This is a genomic window from Bacteroides sp. MSK.20.82 (assembly GCF_019052485.1).
In the GTDB taxonomy this organism is placed as follows: Bacteria; Bacteroidota; Bacteroidia; order Bacteroidales; family Bacteroidaceae; genus Bacteroides; species Bacteroides thetaiotaomicron.
The window spans coordinates 101,785-126,241 of sequence record NZ_JAHQUN010000006.1 but is presented as its reverse complement, the minus strand read 5'-3'; the positions used below and the strand labels follow the sequence as shown (position 1 = coordinate 126,241).

The 24,457-nt window shown below is 41.9% G+C and carries 13 protein-coding genes and 1 pseudogene; 7 read left to right on the top strand and 7 right to left on the bottom strand.

Features of this window, described 5'->3' with window-relative positions; all coding sequences use genetic code 11:
- Positions 1-8: 8 nt before the first annotated feature.
- From KTR07_RS08410 to KTR07_RS08400, 3 genes are all read left to right on the top strand, one after another.
- Complete coding sequence (locus KTR07_RS08410) at positions 9-2,033, top strand: RagB/SusD family nutrient uptake outer membrane protein (RefSeq protein WP_117981501.1); 2,025 nt, start codon at positions 9-11, stop codon at positions 2,031-2,033.
- Between the two features lie 18 nt (positions 2,034-2,051).
- A complete protein-coding gene (locus KTR07_RS08405; protein WP_008762898.1) occupies positions 2,052-3,056 on the top strand; it encodes a DUF4973 domain-containing protein in 1,005 nt (334 codons plus the stop codon).
- Positions 3,057-3,331: 275 nt separating this feature from the next.
- Entirely contained in the window at positions 3,332-5,284 is a 1,953-nt protein-coding gene (locus KTR07_RS08400) for a glycoside hydrolase family 97 protein (protein ID WP_117981500.1), read from the top strand.
- Positions 5,285-5,386: 102 nt separating this feature from the next.
- Here KTR07_RS08400 and KTR07_RS08395 read toward each other — a convergent pair.
- Positions 5,387-9,653 (bottom strand): annotated as a pseudogene (locus tag KTR07_RS08395) (glycoside hydrolase family 2 TIM barrel-domain containing protein).
- 267 nt (positions 9,654-9,920) lie between these two features.
- Between KTR07_RS08395 and KTR07_RS08390 the strand changes: the two are divergent.
- Positions 9,921-11,696, top strand: a complete 1,776-nt coding sequence (locus tag KTR07_RS08390) for a glycoside hydrolase family 2 protein (protein ID WP_117981498.1) — start codon at positions 9,921-9,923, stop codon at positions 11,694-11,696.
- Between the two features lie 92 nt (positions 11,697-11,788).
- On the opposite strand, the gene KTR07_RS08385 is transcribed toward KTR07_RS08390, so the two are convergent.
- The gene (locus KTR07_RS08385) at positions 11,789-13,993 is read right to left on the bottom strand and encodes a S41 family peptidase (RefSeq protein ID WP_254306546.1); all 2,205 of its coding nucleotides are present in this window, start codon (positions 13,991-13,993) and stop codon (positions 11,789-11,791) included.
- 283 nt (positions 13,994-14,276) lie between these two features.
- On the opposite strand from KTR07_RS08385, the gene KTR07_RS08380 reads away from it, so the two are divergent.
- On the top strand, positions 14,277-15,143 hold the full coding sequence (locus tag KTR07_RS08380) for a DMT family transporter (RefSeq protein WP_117981496.1): 867 nt from the start codon (positions 14,277-14,279) through the stop codon (positions 15,141-15,143).
- A gap of 36 nt (positions 15,144-15,179) precedes the next feature.
- On the opposite strand, the gene KTR07_RS08375 is transcribed toward KTR07_RS08380, so the two are convergent.
- The 5 genes from KTR07_RS08375 to ruvB form a co-directional block, all read right to left on the bottom strand.
- Positions 15,180-17,321: a S46 family peptidase gene (locus KTR07_RS08375; protein WP_117981495.1), complete on the bottom strand. Its 2,142-nt coding sequence runs from the start codon at positions 17,319-17,321 to the stop codon at positions 15,180-15,182.
- Between the two features lie 46 nt (positions 17,322-17,367).
- Positions 17,368-18,723, bottom strand: a complete 1,356-nt coding sequence (locus KTR07_RS08370; RefSeq protein ID WP_008762895.1) for a TIGR00341 family protein — start codon at positions 18,721-18,723, stop codon at positions 17,368-17,370.
- Positions 18,724-18,725: 2 nt separating this feature from the next.
- Entirely contained in the window at positions 18,726-20,174 is a 1,449-nt protein-coding gene (locus KTR07_RS08365; RefSeq protein ID WP_117981494.1) for a lipopolysaccharide biosynthesis protein, read from the bottom strand.
- Between the two features lie 35 nt (positions 20,175-20,209).
- Complete coding sequence (locus KTR07_RS08360; RefSeq protein ID WP_011108741.1) at positions 20,210-20,977, bottom strand: dienelactone hydrolase family protein; 768 nt, start codon at positions 20,975-20,977, stop codon at positions 20,210-20,212.
- 106 nt (positions 20,978-21,083) lie between these two features.
- Positions 21,084-22,115, bottom strand: a complete 1,032-nt coding sequence (ruvB, locus tag KTR07_RS08355) for a Holliday junction branch migration DNA helicase RuvB (protein ID WP_008762892.1) — start codon at positions 22,113-22,115, stop codon at positions 21,084-21,086.
- Positions 22,116-22,727: 612 nt separating this feature from the next.
- Here ruvB and KTR07_RS08350 point away from each other — a divergent pair.
- Both KTR07_RS08350 and ybeY read left to right on the top strand, forming a co-directional pair.
- Positions 22,728-23,960, top strand: coding sequence for a nucleoside recognition domain-containing protein (locus tag KTR07_RS08350; RefSeq protein ID WP_008762891.1), 1,233 nt, complete (start codon positions 22,728-22,730; stop codon positions 23,958-23,960).
- Between the two features lie 15 nt (positions 23,961-23,975).
- Entirely contained in the window at positions 23,976-24,389 is a 414-nt protein-coding gene (gene ybeY, locus KTR07_RS08345) for an rRNA maturation RNase YbeY (RefSeq protein ID WP_117981492.1), read from the top strand.
- The last annotated feature ends 68 nt before the right edge of the window (positions 24,390-24,457 follow it).

The following is a 24,457-nucleotide window of genomic DNA, read 5'->3' as shown; positions in this document are numbered from 1 at the left end:
TCAAAGACATGAAAAAGAAACATATATTATTAGCCATTGCGTTCAGTATTGGACTAGGAGTTAGTTTATCTTCCTGTTCAGACTATCTAAGTGTAGAACGTTTCTTCAACGACCGACAAAGTGAAGAAAAAATCTTCAAAAGTAAACAATTTACTGAAGAATGGTTAGCTAAATGCTATGGGCTTTTAAATGGTTCGAATATAGAATACGGACTTATCAAATTTACACTCTCCAATTATTCGGACGATATTATTTTTAATGAAAGCGATGGTGCTGTAAATTACAACGCTCTTAAATTTGGACAATATGATAACGGTTGGGTAAATGACTCTTATATCCGTTGTTATGAAGGTGTACGCCAAGCTTCCATCATGATCAATAATGTAGATATTAACGAAGAATTGACAAAAGAAGAGATCTTAGACAAAAAGGCACAAGCCCGTTTCTTAAGAGCTTACTTCTATTGGTTACTACTTAGAAGATATGGTCCAGTACCCTTAATTCCTGATGAAACAATCAGTATTGATGAAACATATATAGGCATGTCCTGTCCAAGAGCTACATATGATGAAGTAGTAGACTACATTGATAAAGAGATGATACTTGCAGCTAACGATCTGCCTGACAGACGAGACAGACAAAATATTGCGCGGGCAACAAAGGACGCAGCACTAGCTGTACGTGCAAAAGTTTTATTATACTCCGCTAGTCCACTCAATAATCCATTACCAAATGATCCCGATAAGTTTACAGACTTTGTTGATGATCAAGGCCGTATATTAATGTCACAAACATATGATGAAAGTAAATGGGCAAGAGCCGCTGCAGCAGCAAAAGATGTAATTGATTTAGGTCGTTATGAGTTACATATCGCAGACTATCAAGATAAAGGAGACAATACTTATCCAGCTACAGTTAAGCCTCCATACAACGCAAAATATTCTACCAAAAACTTTCCTGATGGGTGGGCAAATATCGATCCGTTTGAATCATATCGTTCGATTTTTAACGGAGATTTATATGCAAATGAAAATGAAGAATTAATCTTTACTCGTGGTAATAACTCCTTAGCAGATCAAGTGAATTATCTCGTCAGAAATCAAATGCCGACCTTTGCAGGAGGAGAGAATCGTCATGGTTTAACCGCTAAACAATGTGATGCTTACGATATGGCAAATGGTGACGCCTTTAATTTGCAACATTTCTTGGACACTTGCGAAGCAAGTAAACGTTTTGTTACCGAAGATGAATACAAAGCAGGAAAATATCCGCAGCTTCGCCCGAATGTATGGAAAGAATATGCCAACCGAGAACCACGCTTTTATGCCAGTGTAGCATTTAGCGGTGCTTTTTGGCCATTTGCCAGTGCCAAAGATGCAGAATATCGTAACCAACAAATATGGTATTACAGAGGCAACAAAGAAGGACGCAAAAACGGATCTGATAAATGGATACCAACTGGAATTGGAATGATGAAATTCATCAATCCAAATGATTGTAATACAAATAATGGAAAGATCTATGATAAAGTAGATGTCGCAATTCGCTATGCCGATATTCTTTTGATGTATGCAGAAGCTTTAAATGAACTTACTCCAGGTAATAGTTATGAGGTAACAAACTGGCAAGGAGAAACGATGGTAGTTTCACGCAATACGGAAGAAATGAGTAAATCAGTCTCAAGAGTTCGTATTCGTGCCGGAATGCCAGATTATGAACAGGAAGTATATAACGACCAAACATTATTCCGCAAAAAATTAATGCATGAACGACAAGTTGAGTTTATGGGAGAGAACCAGCGCTACCACGATTTAAGACGCTGGAAAAATGTAGCTATCGAGGAATCGGAGCAGATCTACGGTTGCAATGTATTAATGACAGAAGCTACTAAAGAAAGATTCTATGAACGTGTAAGAGTCGAGAATCTACAAGCCAACTTCTCACGTAAAATGTATTTCTGGCCTATTCTGGAAAGAGAGCTACAGTGGAATAGACGGATGACACAAGCTCCTGGCTGGGAAACTTTCGATTAATATAAAAAGAATATAAAAATGAAAAGAAGAATAATTTATATAGTTACAATGTTTGCTGCACTATCTTTCTTTAGTGCATGTAATGACGAATGGAAAGACGAACTTTATTCACATATGATCTCCTTGAAAGCACCTATAGGCAGTGAAGAGGTGTCTGATATCTATGTACGATACAAACCTAACGGAGAAGTTGTATATGATCTCCCGGTGCTAGTCAGCGGATCAACCCCATTAGATAGAGACTTGAATGTTCGTATTGCTGTGGACCCAGACACACTGGTTGCTCTAAATCTAGCCAACTACCATGAGTTGAGAAAAGATTTATGGTATGAATTATTACCTGAGCAAAACTATGAATTTACAGCACCTACCTGCTATATGCCTGCAGGCACAAGAAAGGAATTATTCCCTATCAAATTTAAGTTTTCTGGACTAAACCTATCAAAAGAATGGGTATTACCTCTGACCGTTGAAGAAGATCCTTCATATGTGACCAATAAACGGAAAGGCTGGCGTAAAGCATTACTCCATGTTTTGCCATATAATGATTACTCAGGCAATTATTCTGCAACAGCAATGAATATTTATTTTGCTGGCTCTAATGACGATCCATTAGTAGTTGATAATCGAAGAGCACACGTCGTTGATGAAAATACAGTATTTTTCTATGTCGGAACGAAGGAAGATAACTCAATCGACCGGGAAACTTACAAAATTAATGTCAAGTTCGAAAAACCTATAGAAGAAACTGAAACAAAAAAAACAGGTAATCTGACAATAACAGCTACCAACCCGGCAATAAATTTCCAAATAATAGGTAATCCTACCTATGAGATTTGGGATGAAATGGATACAAATCAGCCTTATCTATTGCATCGTTATCATGTATTAAGAATGGAATATAGTTATGATGACGTAACCTCATCCAATGTTCCTACTTCGTACAGAGCTAGCGGTTCATTGCTCATGGAACGAAAGATTAATACTCTAATACCAGACCAAGACCAAGCTATTCAATGGTAAAAATGCAATATTATATCCCTACTCAATGAAATATATCAAGTCAATGGTTTGATTCTATACTAAGGAGCATTTAAACTATATGCTCAATCTGATTGGAGAAAGAATAATTATTGCCAAATAAAAAGTGACACTTAGCTTAGTTAGTAACTTCGCTATAAGTGTCACTTTTCATTCATAAACAGCCTTACTTAGATTAAAAATACTTATATTTGGCAAATTTAATTCATAAAGAAATAACTCATATTATAAATATAACATATTGATGATCTAAAACAATGAGAAAGTCACTCTTATTATTCCTATTTATTTGTGGATTAGTGCTACATGCACAAGCACAAAAGAATGTAGAATTAAGTTCCCCGAACGGAAAAATAAAAGTATCCGTCCGCCTCACCGACAAAATCTACTATGACGTAGCCTGCAATGATGAAGTTCTGTTGAAAGACAATTATCTCCAACTTAAACTAAAAGATAAAACATTGGGCGAACATCCCAAACTGTCCGGACAAAAACAGAACAAAATAAAAGAAACCTTAACCCCTGTCGTTCCACTGAAATTTTCAACGATCAATAACGAATATAACCAACTTCTACTCAATTTTAAAGGAAACTACTCAGTAGAATTCCGTGCTTTTAACGATGGAATAGCCTATCGTTTTATCACCCGCCAAAAAGGAGAAATCGAAGTATTGGGAGAAGACCTTTCATTGCAGTTCCCGACAGACTATTTATTACATCTCCAACAGCCGGGAGGGTTCAAAACAGCTTATGAAGAGCCGTACACACACATTTCCAGTCACTCATGGAAACCATCAGATAAAATGTCCGTACTTCCAGTTCTCATTGATACACGTAAATCGTATAAGATATTAATCAGTGAATCTGATCTGTCGGACTATCCTTGCATGTTTCTGAAAGGAAACGGGACCAATGGCATATCCTCTATTTTTCCAAAAGTCCCCCTTGCATTTGGTGAAGACGGAGACCGCAGCCTCAAAATCGAAAAAGAAGCGGAATATATCGCTAAAACAAGTGGAAAAAGGAACTTTCCATGGCGCTACTTTGTCATTACCAAGGAAGACAAGCAATTAGTTGAGAACACTATGACCTATAAACTGGCTGATAAGAATCAGTTAGAAGATGTGTCATGGATAAAACCAGGGCAAGTAAGTTGGGAATGGTGGAACGGAGCAACCCCGTATGGGCAAGATGTAACCTTTAAAGCTGGTTGTAATTTGGAAACATACAAATACTTCATTGATTTCGCGTCCAAGTTCGGAATCCCTTACATTATTATGGATGAAGGATGGGCCAAGAGTACACGCGATCCTTACACTCCTAATCCGGACGTAGACCTTCATGAGCTGATTCGTTATGGAAAAGAAAAGAATGTGGGTATTGTCCTTTGGCTGACTTGGTTAACAGTAGAAAAGAATTTTGACCTTTTCAAAACATTCAATGAATGGGGAATAAAGGGAGTAAAAATAGACTTCATGGACCGCAGCGATCAATGGATGGTTAACTACTACGAACGAGTAGCCCAAGAAGCAGCCAGACATCATTTATTTGTTGACTTCCATGGATCATTCAAGCCGGCCGGACTGGAATACAAGTATCCCAATGTATTATCCTATGAAGGGGTCAGAGGTATGGAACAAATGGGAGGCTGTAAGCCGGAGAATAGCATCTACTTGCCTTTCATGAGAAATGCGGTAGGCCCTATGGATTACACTCCTGGAGCTATGATCAGTATGCAACCGAATATCTATCGTTCCGAACGTCCTAACTCTGCAAGTATCGGTACCCGTGCATACCAAATGGCTTTATTTGTCATATTCGAAAGCGGTTTACAAATGTTGGCAGACAATCCGACCTTATATTACCGCAATGAAGATTGCACTCGTTTCATTACCCAAGTACCTGTAACATGGGATGAAACAGTTGTTCTGGAAGCCAAAGTAGGTGAATATGTAATCGTTGCGAAGCGTAAAGGAGAGAAATGGTTTATTGGTGGGATGACTAATGATAAGGAAAATGAAAGAGAATTTGAAATAAATCTCGACTTCCTGAAAGATGGCAGGACCTACCGTGTGACCTCGTTTGAGGATGGAATAAATGCAGGATATCAGGCAATGGATTACCGTATGAAATCGGCAACAATGAATAAGAATAAAAAGCTTTCTATCAGAATGGCTAGAAATGGTGGATTTGCAGCTGTTCTCGAATAAGCCTATACTGTAGAAATCAAGATATCTCCCATAAAAAAGAGACTGCCTCCAATCAAAAAATGAGGCAGTCTCTCTTTTTCATAACACTCTTTATCGCTTTTCCTATTCAGCCAAGAGAACCTCTAACTCTGCCACAGCAGCCATCTTAGCCTCTTTAATGACAGCAGACAGAGCCTGAAGTTTTACATAACGTGCTTTACATGGATTAAATTCAACTGTCTGTACTTCCTTTGAATCGGCAAATGTACCAGAAGCCACAGCTTTTCCCCACTCCTTGCCATCATGGCTGATATACACTTCATATTTACCGATTCTACCTTCCGAAGAATCCTGACGAGGTGTATATTTAAGACCTTTTACTGTAGTTTCTTTAGCTAATGCAATCTGTATCTCATGAGGATAAGGAGCCAGATAGAACTGGTTATGTACCGTATGCCAGAATGTATTAATATCACCATCCGCAGCCAATTTCATACTTCCATCAGCATCACTATCCACATATACAACCTTCTGTCTCTCTTCAGATGCACCCGATAAATTACGGACTGCATTGACATTTAATTCTGCTGCCGAAGCCCAATCCCGACCATAAATTTCAGATAAAGCAATCAATTTAAAGTAACGTGCCACAATTGGTTTCTCCAATGTTACAAACTGTGCAGAAGATGAATTTTCAAAATGACCTTTAGTCTTGTTGTCCCAGTTCTTTCCATCTTTACTGAAATAGAGCTCATAATCCTTGATACGTCCGTTCTCAGAGTTACGAGGCTGATAAATAAACTTATCAATCTCAAGTGATGAAGACATATCCACTACTATTTCGTGGGGATGTTTAGCCACAGGATCATTCCACCGACTATGCCAGATAGTATTCAGATCACCATCGATTGCGTTACGGGCCTCTTCACCCCCATTCTCACTACTAACTGATACAATCTTCCACAGTGAACGATCCACATAGATCGGAAATTCAGCTGAAGTTCCCGCACTTTTTCCTAATTGTTCTGAAACGGCATATGCTTCCACATGACCACCAGAAATAAATTCGAAAGGTTCAGTATATATCTTCTCTTCTCCGCCATTCAGACTATAATGAACAGTAGCTCCGGGAGTATTAGTCTTTAAATTCAAATAACCATTATTATCTCTTTCTATCAATACAGGCATACATACGGGCATCTGTACGCGCGCCTTCCTTATAAGTTCTTCTGTCGAATAACTTCTCTCCAAAGGTAGTATGATAAAACTGAAAACAGTAGGCTGAGAACGAAGTTCATACTTTTGCATCGGGCCAGGACCACAACTGGCATTACCAAGCGGACGCTGATTAGCATCCAGACAAAGAACAGTTTCTTTACGCATCGGTACTTCATACTTATGAAGCAACCTACGATGATTGGCAGGGTCAACCATATCCTGTGCTGTTGCATGCAAAGCAGAAGCGGACATCTTATCACCTGCAATAAAGACAAAGCCTATTCCATCAGGATTGGTTATTGAAATCCAACGCAGATCCTCGCGATTACCCATTTCCTGTGCTCTGACATAGTTCACCCATTGATCAGATACTAACTCATCATACACGCCTACGTAAGTGGCATCTTTTCGGTCAACATAGTTTTCCAACGGTCCGCGACCATACCAACGCATGCGTTCAAAGCCTTCCGGAAGTTCCATACGATAACCAATACGGGGAATAATTACACCTTTTGTTGAAGGAATAATAGTGCTATTAACCAAAATAGAACCATCGGCATCCACCGTATATTCTATATTAGTTCGATAATCAAAACCCGTTTTTCCCCGATATAGATTCTCTATCTGCAAAGTTACCTTATTATCTTCTTTCCTCACATTCCAATGTCCAGGTTCAAGAGTCATCTGATACAAGCCTTTCTGATACCAGTCACCATCCACTTGCTTATCATTATCAGTAGGAGCACGGAAAGCATTCAATTCCAACCCTTTGCTAATCATGGACACTTCATTTAATGTATAAGAAGAGATCGTTCCCTGCTGCTTTGAGAAAGACGCTTCAAACTGCGAGCTTTTTACCAGATATGCATCATCAGTCTCTATCAGATCAATACTACCTTCTCCTGCTTTAAATACAGGCTTCGCACTATCAGAAAGTTTGAATTGCTCTGATGCTACCTCATATCCGGCCTTTTCCCATTCAGTATCTTGCTTTTGACAGAAGCGGAACTTTATAAAGTATTCGGCTCCCGGGATTTTATTGATCTGATTATCAGCTATAGTAATGACCTTACTGTCCTGTGCGTTCAAGGACAATTCTTCCAGATTAGCCGAGAATACAACTTTTCCATCCTCTTCAATCTCATACCTTCCATATAAGTCATCCAACCCTGCATGAAATCTCTTATTAGTCAGTTTATACGTCCCATTTCCCATAGCCTCAACCCATACAGGCTGATGTATTTTTTTCACCTCGTATGCCTTGGCAGAGTATGTACGATCGGAAAAGATTACGCCATTCGTGCAAAAATTACCGTCATTCGGTGTATCTCCAAAATCTCCTCCGAAGGCCATATAATAACCGGAACCATCCGGAGCAGGCATCTTAATACTTTGATCTACCCAATCCCAGATAAAGCCACCGACAAGTGCAGGATAACGCTCATAAGTTTCCCAGTATTCCTTGAAATTCCCGATTGAATTACCCATCGCATGAGCATATTCACAAACCACATGAGGTTTGACCGTTTCTCCATTCTGGAATTTCTGTAAACGCTCCTTCCCTACGCTTTCCAGCCATTGCACATCGGGGTACATAGAACTGGTTACATCGCAATAAGAGCTATTACCTTCATAGTGAGTAGGACGGGTATCATCGAGCTTCTTAACAGCCTCTGCAGCAGATTTAAAGTTAATGCCATTACCGGATTCGTTGCCCAACGACCACATGACTATAGAAGCATGATTTTTATAGCGTCGCACCATATTCTCACTGCGTTCCGTAAATGCTTTCACCCATGAAGGTTCAGAGGACAATGCCATAAGACCATGGCATTCTACATTGGCTTCGGAAAGAACATATATACCATATCTGTCACATAAATCATAGAAATAAGGATTATTAGGATAATGAGAAGTACGTACAGCATTAATATTCAATGACTTCATCAACTGCACATCTTTTTCCATTTCTTCTTTAGATACCGTACGACCATTCTCCGAACTATGGTCGTGTCTGTCAACTCCCTTAAATAAGGTTGATTTTCCATTAATCAACAGCCGACCATCTTGCGCCAGTTCAATCTTACGAAAACCGACCTTGACACTACGAATATCTACAGTTTTCCCTTTTTGCTTCAAAAGAATAGTGAGATTATAAAGGTTGGGCGTTTCTGCCGTCCATTTCAAAGGATTCACAACCTCAAACTGAAGTTTATTCGTTCCCGTTACAGCACGCGCATTTTGGGTAGCAATCTCTTTACCATTCTGATCCGTCACCTTCACTTGAATCTCGTTATTACTTTTTTTTACCTGTAATATCTATATCCAGAGAGACGGATGCATTTTTATACTCCTTGTCTAAATCCGTACGGAAGAAGAAGTCTCTGATTTGCGTTTTAGGAGCCGACCACAGAAATACATCTCTGAATATACCGCTGAAACGCCAGAAATCCTGACACTCCAAAAAGCTACCATCTGTAAAGCGATACACCTCGACAGCAAGAACATTCTTTCCAGCTTTCAGATAAGGAGTCAGATTAAATTCGGCAGGCAGGTAGCTGTCCTCCGAATAGCCGACCTTTTTACCATTCACCCAAATATAAAAACCGGCTTCTACCCCATTAAAACGAATAAAGACATCACGTCCTTTCCATGAATCAGGCAATATAAACTCCCTGCGATAACTACCGACAGGATTAGGCATCGTCGCAAAAGTATAGTTAGACGGACGAGGTTGAATTACATTAGGCCACTGAATCTTTTTCCAATCCCACTCACAAAAAGGATAAATCACATTGCAATATAAGGGCTTATCCCAGTTTTTATTATGTCTTACGGCCTCTATCTGCCAAGTTGCAGGGACTTTAATATTATCCCATTGGCTTACATCATATTCCGGTTTACAGAAATCCTGCGGTCGGTCTTTCGGGTCAGCTACCCAGTGAAATTTCCATATTCCATTCAGCGTTTTGTAATAAGGTGACTCTTCAATAGTCAGATTCATTGCTTGTTGTTCATCGGTAAAAGGAATAGCAATCTGAACTGCTTCTTCCTTATTGACTCCCGAGACCAGCTCATTGCTCCACTCCGGCTTATCCGTGGTTTGTGCTGTTACAGATAAAGACATAAACAAAAGTGCAATCCATGCACTTCGCATGATTCGTAGTTTCATAATAATTGATTGAGTTATTTAGTTTAAATGTTCTTCTATAATATTTTCCTAAAATTTATTCGATTACAAATGTAGCGGCTTTTACCTATTTCATACCATAAATTTGTGACATTATTATACACATTTATCAAATATAACCGAATAATCTTCACTATGATCAGATTATTTCCTAATTTGAACAATCGTTTACACCTTTTCTTCTTTTAAATCTCTATTTTTACAATCAGCTAAGGCACTTAAATTATACAATAACAAAAATTACAAAACATGAGAAAAGCACATCTGATGCTAGTTGGTTTACTACTCTCTTTTGCAGCAAACGCAACCAATGATATTCCCCGGCCGGAATATCCCCGCCCACAATTTGAAAGAACTACCTGGGTTAATTTAAATGGTACGTGGACATATGAATTCGATCTTGATGATTCCGGGAAAAAGCGTAACTTACCTACGGCAAAGGAGCTTAGCAAAACAATTACGGTTCCTTTCTGCCCGGAAAGCAAACTATCCGGAGTTAATCACACGGACTTTATAAAAAAAATGTGGTATCAACGTTCTCTGCCGATACCCGCTGACTGGAGCAACAAGAAGATTTTACTCCATTTCGGTGCTGTCGACTATTTAGCAGAGATTTATATCGACGGACGCCTCGTCGGTTTTCATAACGGCGGGAGCTCTCCTTTTGTAATAGATATCAGTCGCATAGCCAAACCCGGGAATAGCCACAATCTGGTAGTATCCGTGTCCGATGATGCAAAATCAGGTCGTCAGGCATGCGGCAAACAGTCTCCGGAGAAGAACTCCTTTGCCTGTTTTTATACCCGTGTCACAGGCATCTGGCAAACGGTGTGGATGGAAGCGCTCTCTCCCTGTGGACTGAAATCGGCAAATACCTATCCAGATATCGACAATAATCAATTGATCATTACTCCGGAATTCTATCAGATATCCAATGACCAGACACTGGAAGTTACGATCTATGACAGCCAGAAAAAAGTCGCTCAAATGACATCAAAATGTGCCAATGGCAGTAACCTGATCTTACCGATAAAGAATATCAAGCTCTGGAGCCCCGAAACTCCACACCTTTACGATATCAGTTACTGCGTCAAAGATGCCAAAGGGCAGACCATCGATGAAGTAAAATCATATGTAGGTATGCGCAAAGTGCATATAGCCAATGGCAAATTTTACCTGAATAACGAGCCTTATTTCCAGCGTCTGGTTATGAATCAGGGGTATTATCCTGATGGAATCTGGACTGCACCTACCGATGAAGCCCTTAAAAATGATATTTTACTAAGTAAGAAAGCCGGCTTCAACGGGGCACGGCTTCATCAAAAGTTTTTCGAAGAACGATTCCATTACTGGGCAGATAAGCTGGGATTTATCACTTGGGGAGAGTCTCCTAACTGGGGAATGAATCCCGATGACGAGGTCGCATCAAGAAATCTTCTCAGTGAATGGATAGAGATACTCGAACGAGACCGTAATCACCCTTCTATCATCACATGGGCACCTCTTACCGTACCATTGAGCAATGTTTCGTCCGGTACATTTGCACGCTTGGTATTTGACCTGCAAAAACTGACAAAAGCAATCGATCCCAGTCGTCCGTTCAACGACCTTACCGGCAGTGGATTCCATTTCCTGACAGATATCTGGAGCATCAGTACTTACGAACCGGATGCAACACGTTTCGCACTAAGCTTAAAGCCGGACAAGAACCAGGCAGCTTATGCCAACCAACCTTTTATCATCGGTGAATTCGGCGGTATTGTATGGGAGACATCCAGAACCAAGGAAGACACATGGGGACATGGAGGAACATTTACCAATGAAGATGCCCTCTTCGAACGCATCGAAAAACTCATCAATGCGATTCAATCCTCCGGAATCATCAGCGGATTCTGCTATACACAGTTTTCAGATATCGAACAAGAGAAAAACGGTATCTACACTTACGACCGACAGCCTAAATTTGATATGGAACGGATTAGATCTATCTTTGAAAAGATTCCAAGCAGACCGATAAAGAAATAAGTTCAGCTTGCTAATAGTATAATTCAGCCCGTCAATATATTCAAATCGAATTATATCGACGGGCTGAATATCCCTTTAATCAGGGTGAAACCTTACCGTTTACTCTCAATATATTCAATCGCTTTTCTAATCCACATATCTTCTCCTGCAGCTATATCTTCTACAGTCTGTTCCACCGGAATATCAATAGTCACTCCATCCCGTTGATTCAATTTCCATTCAGGATAGAATGCTCCCGCCATTGTATAGGTGAATTTGATTCCCCGAGGCAAATATAAATATCCGACATGACCGTTCGCACCGGCAGTTTGCGTACCGATAACCGCACTTTTTGGTGCCACTCTATAAGCGACAGACATTAGCTCTCCAAAACTCTGAGTCATCTCATTTACAAGAATAGCAATCTTACCTTTGAAATAATCAGGATTTTCTTTAAAACCAATTTTTCCAATTATATCAAGACCAAAGTTACCCGGAAATTTCTTCGAATTAATGGAATACCACATAAATGTAGTCGGTTGAGGATAAAGGTATTTTCCAAGTACTTCCATAATGTCCCATCTCGGATACTTACGCATATCCAATATCATTCCTTTGGCATTCAAATTTGTTTTCATCATCTGATCCAGTTCCAGAAGCCCTATTATACCTGCATCTACATAAAGAATCTTTCTGGCATCCAGTCCGTAATCTGACGGACTCTTTCGGCCTTTAAAAGATGCTCTTTCAAAAGACTGCATGGGTATCGTATATTCATGAGACTGCCCTTGATTCTCCACTGTGACTTTCATTTCATTCTCCGATGTAACAAATAGTCTGAATGAGACATTCCTCAGTAAACCATGCTCATTTGAAGAAGGCAATATAGAACGGTAATTGTCGATTATTTCCGAAATCGGTTTATCATTTACAGCCAGTATGACCGATCCCCGCTCAATCTGTTTTAATGCAGTTGATTCTACTACAAGCTTTCCGTCCGTTGTCTGAGTCAGTCCCAATGGAAGACCATACAATCGGGGAGCATGATTCGGAAATTCAAGCCCTCCATGTGAATCATTGATTTCAGCAGCCAGTTTTCGTATAGAATGGTCCAAATCTTTTTCCGAAGAGGCATTAAGAAATTCAGGCAGATATTGCGCCAGCAGAGTACTCCATCTATGGTCTGTAAGGTTGGCGTAAGGATATCCATGTTCGATGGCATTCCACAATCTATAAACCGTAAGAATACGATATCCCTGATCTTCCCAGTCGATTGAAGGATAAGGTTTGTCTCTGGCAAATTCCACCTCCTCCTTTCCGGTTAATATCGGAAGATAGTAGTTCAATACACTATTACGTTTGGCATTCTTGATTCTCACTAGTTTTTCAGACAGTTTCTTATCGAAGACATTCGGATCTTCCAGCCAGCCAAGCTGTGCAAAACGATGATATTGGGCCGAATCTCCGATTACATACTCCTCGGTTTCCGTGATTTTACCGTACTTATCTATCCATTCATTTAATAGTGAGTTCCTTTCCTTTTTGCTCTTCGCAGCTGCTATCCCGGGCATCACTCTGAACAATTCAAAATCCCAGTTATACTTTCCAACCACAACCTGCGGATGAAAATATTTAAGGAATCCCCAAACCTTGCCCAAAACCACCAAATTTTCCAATGTTTGCCCGTCAACGTCTCCAAGCGATATTCCTGAATTTCCTGCGAACTCCAGATCCTTGTCTACTTCAACATCCGGATTCTTAATTAAATCAAGTGACTGTCCATCTATCAGCACCTGGCAGTCGTTCACCCAAAGCCTGGCCTCCCCGTCACAGAGTATTCGAAAGAAAAATTTCTTGGAACGTGTAAACGGCATTTCCACATAAAAGTCTTTCCAGTCCTGACTGCCGTTACATTCAAAATCAATAGCCTTCTCGTCTATTCTTTGAAGGTGAGTGTCCAGTTTAATTGCGAAACTCACTTTGGCATTATTTGCCTGCTGATATTTGTATTTGCCTTTAAACACAATCGTCTTACCTGTAATATCGCGGTTATTCATGCTGAAATAAGCTTCTGTTTTCTTTCCCCGTACAGACGGAATCAACAATGACGACTGATTATTAAAGAGCACTTCTTCATCTACCCGAATATCTTGATTTTCACTATACCAAGCCATCTTAGGCATTTCCCGCATTGGATCAAAGGAAATAATACGCGTACCGGTAAAAGTAAGAAGTCCCTTTTTACTTTGATCAGACTGCGCATATAAGTTAAAAGCAACCAACGCGAACACTAATAAGCCAACTAATCTGTTTTTCATATGTATCATAGTTTTGTTGTCAATTCAAATATTTACAGGTTTGTACTCTGGACACACCAAAGGTCAGAAAAAAGAAACACTACCAAAGAAAATATCTGTTCATAATTTAGCAATATCTGTTTATTTCAACCCTAAACACATGTTTTAGCGAAAAATTCGATATACTCAACAAGAAAACAGAGACAGCTTCATACGTTTCGGACGTAATCTCTATTTTATAATTCAAACATAATATCATCTTATCTATTATGAGTATCTTTGCACTCCGAATATATACTTAACTATGAATAAAGTCAACGGTTTCCTGTACGGTCTGCTTTCGTCGGCCTCTTTTGGGCTTATCCCCCTATTCACCATTCCTGCCATGCAGGCGGGCATGCAATTCGAATCGATACTCTTCTATCGCTTCCTGTTTGCGTGTATGGCATTAGGCGGGATTCTGCTGATCAACGGGCAATCCTTTCGAATCAGCAGACGGGACATTCCTTCCCTGCTCCTGCTTGCGATACTTTATCTGATGTCTGCCGTCTTCCTGTTCTGGGGATATAAGTTTATGGCAAGCGGTGTAGCCACCACCATTCACTTCATGTATCCGGTACTGACTACTTTGGTCATGATGCTATTCTTCAAAGAAAAAAAGTCCGGTTGGCGGATAGCCGCCATCGCCTCTGCCGTGATAGGTGTCTACTTCTTATCCGGTGGAAATACAGAGACAGGAAGTTTCTCATTTTTCGGCCTTTTCATCGTTCTTTTATCAGCATTGGGATATGCACTGTACCTTGTCACGATGAGCCAGTTAAAAATCGGCCGGATGAAAGGATTACTGCTCACTTTCTATGTATTTCTTTTCGGAGGAATCTTTCTCTTTATCGGAACTACTAGTATCAGCCATCTTCAGCCTATCAGTGAATGGCATACTGCCGGAAATCTAATCTTGCTGGCATTGATCCCGACCGTCGTTTCCAATCTTGCACTGGTCAGAGCAGTAAAAAGCATCGGCTCCACACTCACCTCTGTATTGGGAGCTATGGAGCCGGTAACTGCCGTATGTGTAGGCATCTTCCTCTTTGGAGAAGCATTCACCACAAGTATTGGCGTAGGCATTGCACTGATTATCGTTGCTGTAATGGTAATTATACTGAAACGATAAGAGCAGCCTTCTTATAAGATTGTTTTGTTTTCCGTTTCAGCGGGTTAATTTCAGTTCCTCGATAAGGTTAGCAGCCTTTCCATACTTTTCCATAATGAAAAGCATATAGCGGACGTCTACTCCAATACAACGCTGCAAGTCCGGTTCAAAGACAATGTCACTGCTCATCGCTTCCCAATTGCCGTCAAAAGCAAGGCCAAGCAATTCCCCTTTCGCATTGAACATGGCACTGCCGGAATTTCCTCCCGTAATATCATTATTCGAGATAAAACAAACGTTCATATCTCCCTTTTCATCGGCATATCTGCCGAAATCACCGGAAGAGAGTAAAGCCAGAAGATCCGGTTGAACTGCAAAGTCTATATCGCCTGCATGTTCCTTTACTTTCTCGAAAATTCCTTTTACCGTCGTATAATAACTAAAGGTAGCCCCGTCAAAAGGAGAATATCCACAGACTGTACCAAAACTAAGGCGCATAGTGGAGTTGGCATCAGGATAGAAGTTACGGTCGGCATACATACGACGCATAGCGGCATTGAACAGGCGTTCATCCTGCTCGATCTGTTCGGAAGCCTCTGAAACGCTCTGATTCATCTCATAGTATTTCACTATCAGGTCGAGGCTTAAAGAAATGGCAGGGTCTTCGATGAGATTATAAGTCGTATCACGTTCAAGGAAGCGCTTCAGTCCCTTCGGGGAAGTGATTTGAGAGGTAGCATACAAAGAGTCTACATAAGTCTGGACATTTCCGTTATACAAGGTGTCTATTTGCAGATACATCGCCGGTAGGTATTTCTTATCCACTTTGGACCGGTACTCTTTGAGCATGGCCGCAAATACTTCCTTATCAATAGACAGATTCAGGTTATCGTATTTCTCCAGCAACTTCTTCATGCGGGTAACGACCAACTTCTCTTCGGCCTCAAAATCGAAGTTCAGAATTTCGAGTGCCAGCTGAACCAGTTCGGGACCATTAATGAACGACTCCCCGAAATAAGCAAGGGCACGGTTTGTTTCCCTACGATTATTATAATTCAGTTCCAGAGAAGAGAACAGGCGAATCAGTTTCTCCCTTTCTTCCGGATGAGACTGAATCCAGTCACGGAGGGCTGCTTCTGCTGCGCGCTTCTTTTCCAGCACTTTCAGGTGCCGGATGGCTTTATTGGTTCCTATGCTGTTTTTCCAGTAATTAGAACTTTCATCGTATTTAGAAGCATACTTGATACGGATATCCGGATGGCGATCCATTTCCCGCTTCCAGATAGCCTGTTTTACCCCGCGCACATCGATCATAGCCTGATTAATGCCGTTCATCATTTCTTCGATCCCATACGAAGAGAGATAGCGCTCCGTACTGCCCGGATAGCCGAGAGTCATACAGAAAGAGCCTTCTTTATATCCATCCAATGAAATAGGAGCTACGTATTCCGGATGATAAGGGACGTTCTCTGGCGAATAATCCGCCGGTCCGTTCTGTTTGTTGGCATAAATACGGAAAACGCTGAAGTCACCTGTATGGCGAGGCCACATCCAGTTGTCCGTGTCCCACCCGAACTTGCCGACTGAAGAAGGAGGAGCAAAAACCAGCCGGACATCATTATAATCGCGGTAGACAGAAAGCCAGAACTCGTTTCCGGCGTAATACGCATCGACAATTCCCGTCAGCGTAGAGTCCTTCTCTGATACTTCCATGCCGATTACATTCATGACAGAGTCGACAACTACGCGACGTTCGCTTTCCGTATGAGCATGTTTGGCAGCCGAGAGCACACGCTTGGTCACATCCTCCGTACGAAGAAGGAAACGGACATATAATTCAGGATTCGGCAGTTCTTCACCAAGATTGCGGGCTACAAAACCATCCTTCAGATAATCATGTTCTACGGAAGAATGCTGCTGGATACTGCTGAAACCACAGTGATGATTGGTAAACACCAGACCATCTTCGGAAACCACCACTCCCGAACAAAATCCACCGAAACTGACAACGGCATTTGCCAAAGCCGGCTTCTTCGGATTATACAGTTTATTTACAGGCATCTGCAAACCGAGTTCCTTCATCACCCGTTCCGCCTGTTTGTTCTTGCGAAGGTTCCCCAATAGCCACATTCCCTCGTCAGCAAATGCCTGTGACAGGCAAAGGGAGAGGAGAATCATTGCGGTTAGTCTGAGTTTCATGCTATTATTTTTAGATTTATATATTCTATGATCAATCCGGGGGCCATTATTCGGTAATGAGCCTCAACTTCTTCGCTCCCACCCGTGCTTTCAGCCATGCACTGATTTTCTCCTTCTCGGCAACTGACGGATGTTTGCCAAATTTCAAAACAGCCAGTGTCACCGTATCCGTTTTCATCGAGTCTACCCGTGTTTCCAGCGAGTGAGCGATAGAAAGCGAAGTGATGGAAGGATAAAGCACCTTCAATTCGGGCACTAAAGTACGTCCCATCGTATCATACTCTTTATATTGAGCGAGGTTTTCTTCCAGTCGGGTTATCTTTTTCTGCTGTTCCTGCAGGCGTTGTTCGCTGTTTTTATAAAAGTCCTCCATCACCATGGCACGAATGGAAGAGACATCTACCGCCTCATTATTCATCCCTTGCAGTACAGTCAGCTTTGTTTCTTCCAGCTTGTATTCTTTCAGTTTGCTACGGGCAATGGATATCGAAGCATCCGGAACTTCGGGACCGATCAGAACTACTCGGATGTCTTTATGCTCATAACTGATCTTCTTATCAAGTACCTGCGTATTCTCAAAGTTCAACTGCTCATTGATAAACCGATTGGCTGCCGTCTCATAAAAAGTACTTTTAATGATGCCGAACGTCAGATAAACAGCCGGGCACATCGTCAGCACAACAATCAGAATGATGTATTTACGCACCATCTTCTCGCGTGCCTTATCCACAAATTCCTTACGCTGGAAGTGCATCACCCGCACACCGATGAAGGTAGCCAGACTGATAAATACGGAGTTGATAAAGTAGAGGTAGAATGCACCCAGAAAGTAAACCAGATTGCCCGATGCCAGGCCATAACCTGCCGTACAAAGCGGAGGCATCAACGCCGTAGCAATGGCAACTCCCGGAATCACATTTCCCTTTTCTTTGGTAGACAGGGCGACAACTCCCGCCAAACCACCGAAAAGTGCGATGAATACGTCATAAATCGTAGGCGAAGTACGCGCCAACAGCTCCGATTGTGCTTCGGCAATAGGAGTGAAAAGGAAAAAGATGGTTGCCGTCGTCACACTGAAAGCAGTCGTGATGAGGAAGCTCTTCAAAGAACGTTTCATCAGCTCGAAATCATTCAAACCGACAGAAAGTCCGACACCCATGATAGGCCCCATCAACGGTGAAATCAACATGGCACCGATAATCACTGCCGTAGAGTTGACATTCAATCCCAGTGATGCCATAAAGATGGCAAAAATAAGAATCCACAAATTGGCTCCTTTGAATTCTACTCCTTTTCGGATAGAGTCAACGGTTTCCATTTCATTGTCTTTATCCTTTTTCAAGTCCAGGTATTCACCCAGGAACGACTTGATCGCAAACTTATTCCGTTCATCTGTCTTCATAGTCATTTCTTTTTTATAATCCGGTTAATAACAGGAATCTGACTCAAAGGCAGGTCCCGTTTGATAATATAAGCAATAAATAGTAGCAGAAGGACTGTGCGGAATGCAAGAAGCAAGACTGTATTATGAATCGGCGTCCATTCACCAATCAGATACAGAATAATAGCTAAGCCTACATAACAACCTATTCCACGCAGATCATAAGCAATAGGATATTTCTTCTGACCGACAAAATAAGAAAGCAACATAGCTATGGCATATCCGGTAAAACCCGCCCATGCGCAAGCTACATACCCATATACAGGAATCAGGAAGATATTCATCAGAACAACAGTCAGACAGGCTATAATGGAGAAATATGCCCCCCATCTGGTATCATCCGTCAGTTTATACCAAAACGAGAGATTAAAATAAATCCCCATAAACATCTCCGCAATCATCACGATGGGAACTACCCTGAGTCCCTCCCAATAGTCTTCTGCTATGATATAACGTAAAATATCCAGATAAAACATGACTGCCAGAAATGCCAGCAGCGTAAAGATAATAAAGAACTTCATTGCCTGCGCATAGATTCGTTTATTATCCTTATCCTTACTTTTGCCAAAGACAAAAGGCTCGTATGCGAAGCGGAAAGCCTGCGTGATCATTGCCATTATCATGGCTATTTTAGTAGCTGCACTGTAAATACCCAACTGTACATCCGCTTCCACCTTATCGGGGTAGACAAAAGGAAAAATAATCTTGTCTCCAACCTGATTCACAATGCCTGCCACTCCTAATATCAGAATAGGGAATGAATAATATAACATCCGCTTCATCAGCAAACGGTCAGGACAATAGCGGAATTCACGGAATTCAGGTATCAGCCCGAGCATTACAACAAAAGAACAGATCAGATTAATAAGAAAGGCTACCCCTACGTCATTACCTTTCATGACAACAAAATAAAGGATATTCAGCAAGATACTGACAAATATAAATAAGAGTTTCAGTCCGGCAAACTTGATAGGACGTTTCTTATAACGAAGATAAGCAAACGGAATAGCCTGAATGGCATCCATAGCCAGTACAATCAGCATCATGCCCAGATACCATGGATGTTCACTATACCCCATCAGCCCTGCAATAGGATTGAGGAAGACCAGACACAACAGCAAAAACAGGAGCGATACGCCCCCTACCATCAATAACGAAACAGAATATACCTTCTTCGGGTCGTCATCTCCTTTATTGGCAAAACGGAAAAAGCCGGTTTCCATTCCGAAGGTTAGCACCACGAGCAATAACGCCACAATAGCATACATCTTGGTGATCACTCCATATCCTCCGGAAGCAGCAGGAAGTGAAAAAGTATAAATCGGTACCAGAAAATAGTTCAGAAACTTACCAATAATACTGCTGGCACCATAAATCGCAGTGTCCTTTGCCAATGACTTTAGTTCTGCCATGTTTATTTAGATCTCTTTATTATCAATGAATAATATTATTTCTTTTGTTTGAACAGCCACTCCATGAAACCCGGATAATTGAATGCAGGATTCCAGCTGCCATGATTGCAACCGGGGAATTCGATATATTCCACCTTTGCTCCGGCAGCTTTCAGTGCTTTGTACGCTTCACGCGACCCTTCAACTGTTACCACATCATCGGCATCCCCATGAAATATACGGAACTTCACTTCTTTGGCAGCCGGCAAACGGTCCGGATTCACCGATCCGCAAATGGGAACGGCAGCCGCAAAAATCTCCGGATAACGGACCACCAAATCATACGTCCCCATCGCTCCCATTGACAATCCGACAATATATATCCGTTTTTTATCGACTTCGGGCATGGCCAGATAAGTATCCAGCAATTGTTTGAGAGTCCGGGTAAGAGAACTCATCTCCTGTCCTGCAGGCATATCTGCCGGAAACAGTGATTTCGGACGTTCCGTATAAGCCCAGTAGCTACCTGCCGGACATTGAGGAACAAGTACGAAAGCCGGATATTTCTCTCTGTTGACAGGATTCAGAAACATCTGTCCGCCATGCGTCAGTTGTCTTTCATTGTCATTTCCACGCTCACCGGCTCCATGCAGGAACAGGACCAGCGGATATTTCTTCCCCGCCTTCATTGACTCGGGACGAATCATCCGGTAAGGCAAAGAATCTCCTGTGGAAGAGACAAATACGTCCTTCTCATAACCTTGTTGAGCTGATAATGACAGACTCAAAGAGAGAAATACAAGTAAGATACTCCACTGCTTCATACTCCAATCATTCAATAAAATCAGTTATCTGTTTAAACGTTCCTCAAAAAGCCTGCTGTTAATTGTCGCCAACACTCTCCATACCGACAGCCGTCAGATCAGACTATCAGTCATTAAACAAGGTTTTCTGACTGCTATAGAGGCTCCTTCCCAAATGCTTATAGGCAAGCTCCGTCACTTCACGTCCACGAGGAGTCCGTTTCATAAAACCTTCCTTGATCAGGAAAGGTTCATACACTTCCTCGATAGTGCCCGCATCTTCGCCCAAAGCGGTAGCAATGGTTGTCAGACCGACAGGACCGCCTTTAAACTTGTCTATGATGGTGCAAAGTATCTTGTTGTCTATCTCATCCAAACCATACTTGTCGATATTCAACGCTTCCAGCGCAAACTGAGCTATTTCCGTATCGATAGAACCGGAACCTTTCACCTGCGCAAAATCGCGTACGCGACGAAGCAAAGCATTGGCAATACGGGGCGTACCACGACTTCGGGAAGCAATCTCCGATGCCGCCCGCACCGAACAAGGTACGTCCAGTATGGAAGCTGAACGCCGGATGATATTACTCAGAATATCATCGTCATAGTACTCTAAATGCAGATTAATACCAAAACGGGCACGAAGTGGAGCCGTCAGCAATCCGCTACGGGTGGTTGCACCGACCAGCGTAAACGGATTCAGGTCAATCTGAATACTGCGTGCCGAAGGTCCCTTATCAATCATGATATCTATCCGGTAATCTTCCATAGCCGAATAGAGATATTCCTCTACCACCGGCGATAAGCGGTGAATTTCATCGATAAAGAGCACATCGTTCGGTTCGAGGCTGGTCAAAACTCCCGCCAAATCACCCGGTTTGTCGAGCACCGGACCGGAAGTTACTTTAAAGCCTACTCCCAATTCGTTAGCTATAATATTGGAAAGCGTTGTTTTACCCAATCCGGGAGGCCCGTGCAGCAGAACGTGGTCGAGCGCTTCGCCACGCAGACGTGCCGCCTTCACAAAGATGCGAAGGTTTTCCACCACCTTATCCTGCCCGCTAAAGTCTTCAAAGCTTAACGGACGGAGCGCATTTTCAAAATCCCGCTCCCGTGAAGTCAGCTGATGTTCGCGTATGTTAAAATCTTCTTGTTCCATTTTCTTCTTGAAATGTAGGAGACAAAGATAGAGAAATCCATTCATTTTCGATATAAGAAAGAATAATAAAAACCTTCGGCCATTATCCATTTCTCTTTTCCAAGAGGAATAATGAAGAATAAATCTCAAAATCGATGCGATGATAAGATGTCATTCAGCCTTCTTTCGGTGACTTCATTCCCTGATAACAAGGGGATCATTTTCGATATTACCAAAGCGCAATTATTCTCAAAGGCATGAGAAAAATTTCTCAATGCAATGAGAAAATATTCTCATAGGCATGAGTATTTTTTCTCACGCCTTTGAGAATTTTTTCTCATCACGGTGAGAATACTCTGAGAATATAGCAACCTGCATCTGGCTGTGTATAAACACAATAACAAGTAATTGCTTTCCGCTTTTCCTCTGCTATTTAATGACCATAAAAGCCTCTTCTTCCTAAAAATACCGTATTTACACATTCTTTTCTTAAGCAACGCATCATTCTATTGAAGAATAGAGTGAAAAAGTACACAAGCCCGGTTCCGGTCTTCTACTCTTTTGCCCGAAAACAATTAGTTTATTTAAAACGTAATAACTACTTTTGCACCATCTATATACACGCAATCGACTATGGTTCTAAATTATATCTGGATAGCATTCTTCGTTATCGCCTTCATTATCGCCCTGATAAAAGTAATTTTTCTGGGAGACACGGAGATATTTACAGCTATCATGAACTCAACATTCGACTCTTCGAAAACCGCTTTCGAAATATCTCTGGGACTGACCGGAGTACTGGCCCTCTGGCTCGGTATCATGAAGATCGGAGAGAACAGCGGACTAATCAATGCACTCGCCCGCTTTCTGAGTCCGGTACTCTGCCGCCTGTTTCCGGACATTCCCAAAGGGCATCCGGTATTGGGTTCCATCTTCATGAATATGTCCGCCAATATGCTCGGGCTCGACAATGCCGCCACCCCATTGGGACTCAAAGCGATGAAAGAACTGCAGGAACTGAATCCGAAGAAAGATACGGCTTCCAATCCGATGATCATGTTTCTGGTTATCAATACTTCCGGCCTCATCATCATCCCGATCAGTATCATGGTCTACCGTGCGCAGATGGGGGCTGCCCAGCCTACGGATGTGTTTATCCCTATCCTGCTGAGTACTTTTATCTCGACTCTGGTCGGTGTCATAGCCGTCAGTATCGCCCAGAAGATCAATCTGATCAATAAGCCTATCCTGATATTGATGGGCGTTATCTGCCTTTTCTTCTCCGGATTGATTTATCTGTTTCTGAATATTTCGCGTGAGGAAATGGGTACTTACTCTACGCTGATAGCAAATATTCTTCTGTTCGGGGTGATCATCCTGTTTATTCTGACAGGGGTCCGGAAGAAGATTAACGTATATGATTCTTTTGTAGAAGGTGCCAAAGAAGGCTTCACGACAGCCGTACGAATCATTCCGTATCTGGTTGCCTTCCTTGTAGGCATTGCCGTATTCCGTACTTCGGGAGCGATGGATTTCCTTGTGGGAGGCATTGGTTATGTAGTCGGTCTGTGCGGAGTGGATACCAGTTTTGTGGGAGCATTGCCGACAGCGCTGATGAAGTCTCTCAGCGGTAGCGGTGCCAATGGGCTGATGATTGACACGATGAAAGAGATGGGACCGGATTCGTTTGTAGGCCGGATGAGTTGCGTAGTACGCGGAGCTTCGGACACCACTTTCTATATCCTTGCCGTTTACTTCGGCAGCGTCGGAATCAGTAAAACCCGGAATGCAGTCACCTGCGGCTTGATTGCAGACTTCTCCGGTATTATAGCCGCCATCTTAATCAGTTATTTATTTTTCTTTTAAAGCATAGACTCAATTATGGCTGTAACTTATCAAACCGAAGGCGTCAAGATGCCTGATATCAAAAAACGGGAAACTACAGAATGGATAAAGAATGTAGCTGCCTCTTATGGAAAAAGACTCGGTGAAATCGCTTATATCTTCTGCTCCGATGAAAAGATTCTGGAGGTAAACCGAGAATATCTGCAACACGATTATTACACGGATATCATTACTTTTGATTATTGCGAAGGTGATCGTCTGTCGGGCGACCTGTTTATCAGTCTGGATACGATACGCACCAATGCCGAGCAATTCGGGGCAGCTTATGATGATGAACTACACCGGGTTATTATTCACGGTATTCTTCATCTCTGCGGTATCAATGACAAAGGTCCCGGGGAAAGGGAAATTATGGAAGAGGCGGAGAATAAGGCGTTGGCAATGCGATAGTTGGCGATGCAATAAAAAGCCATTGACCGGATAAAATTAGCACCCCGCCACAATCACTGCGACGAGGT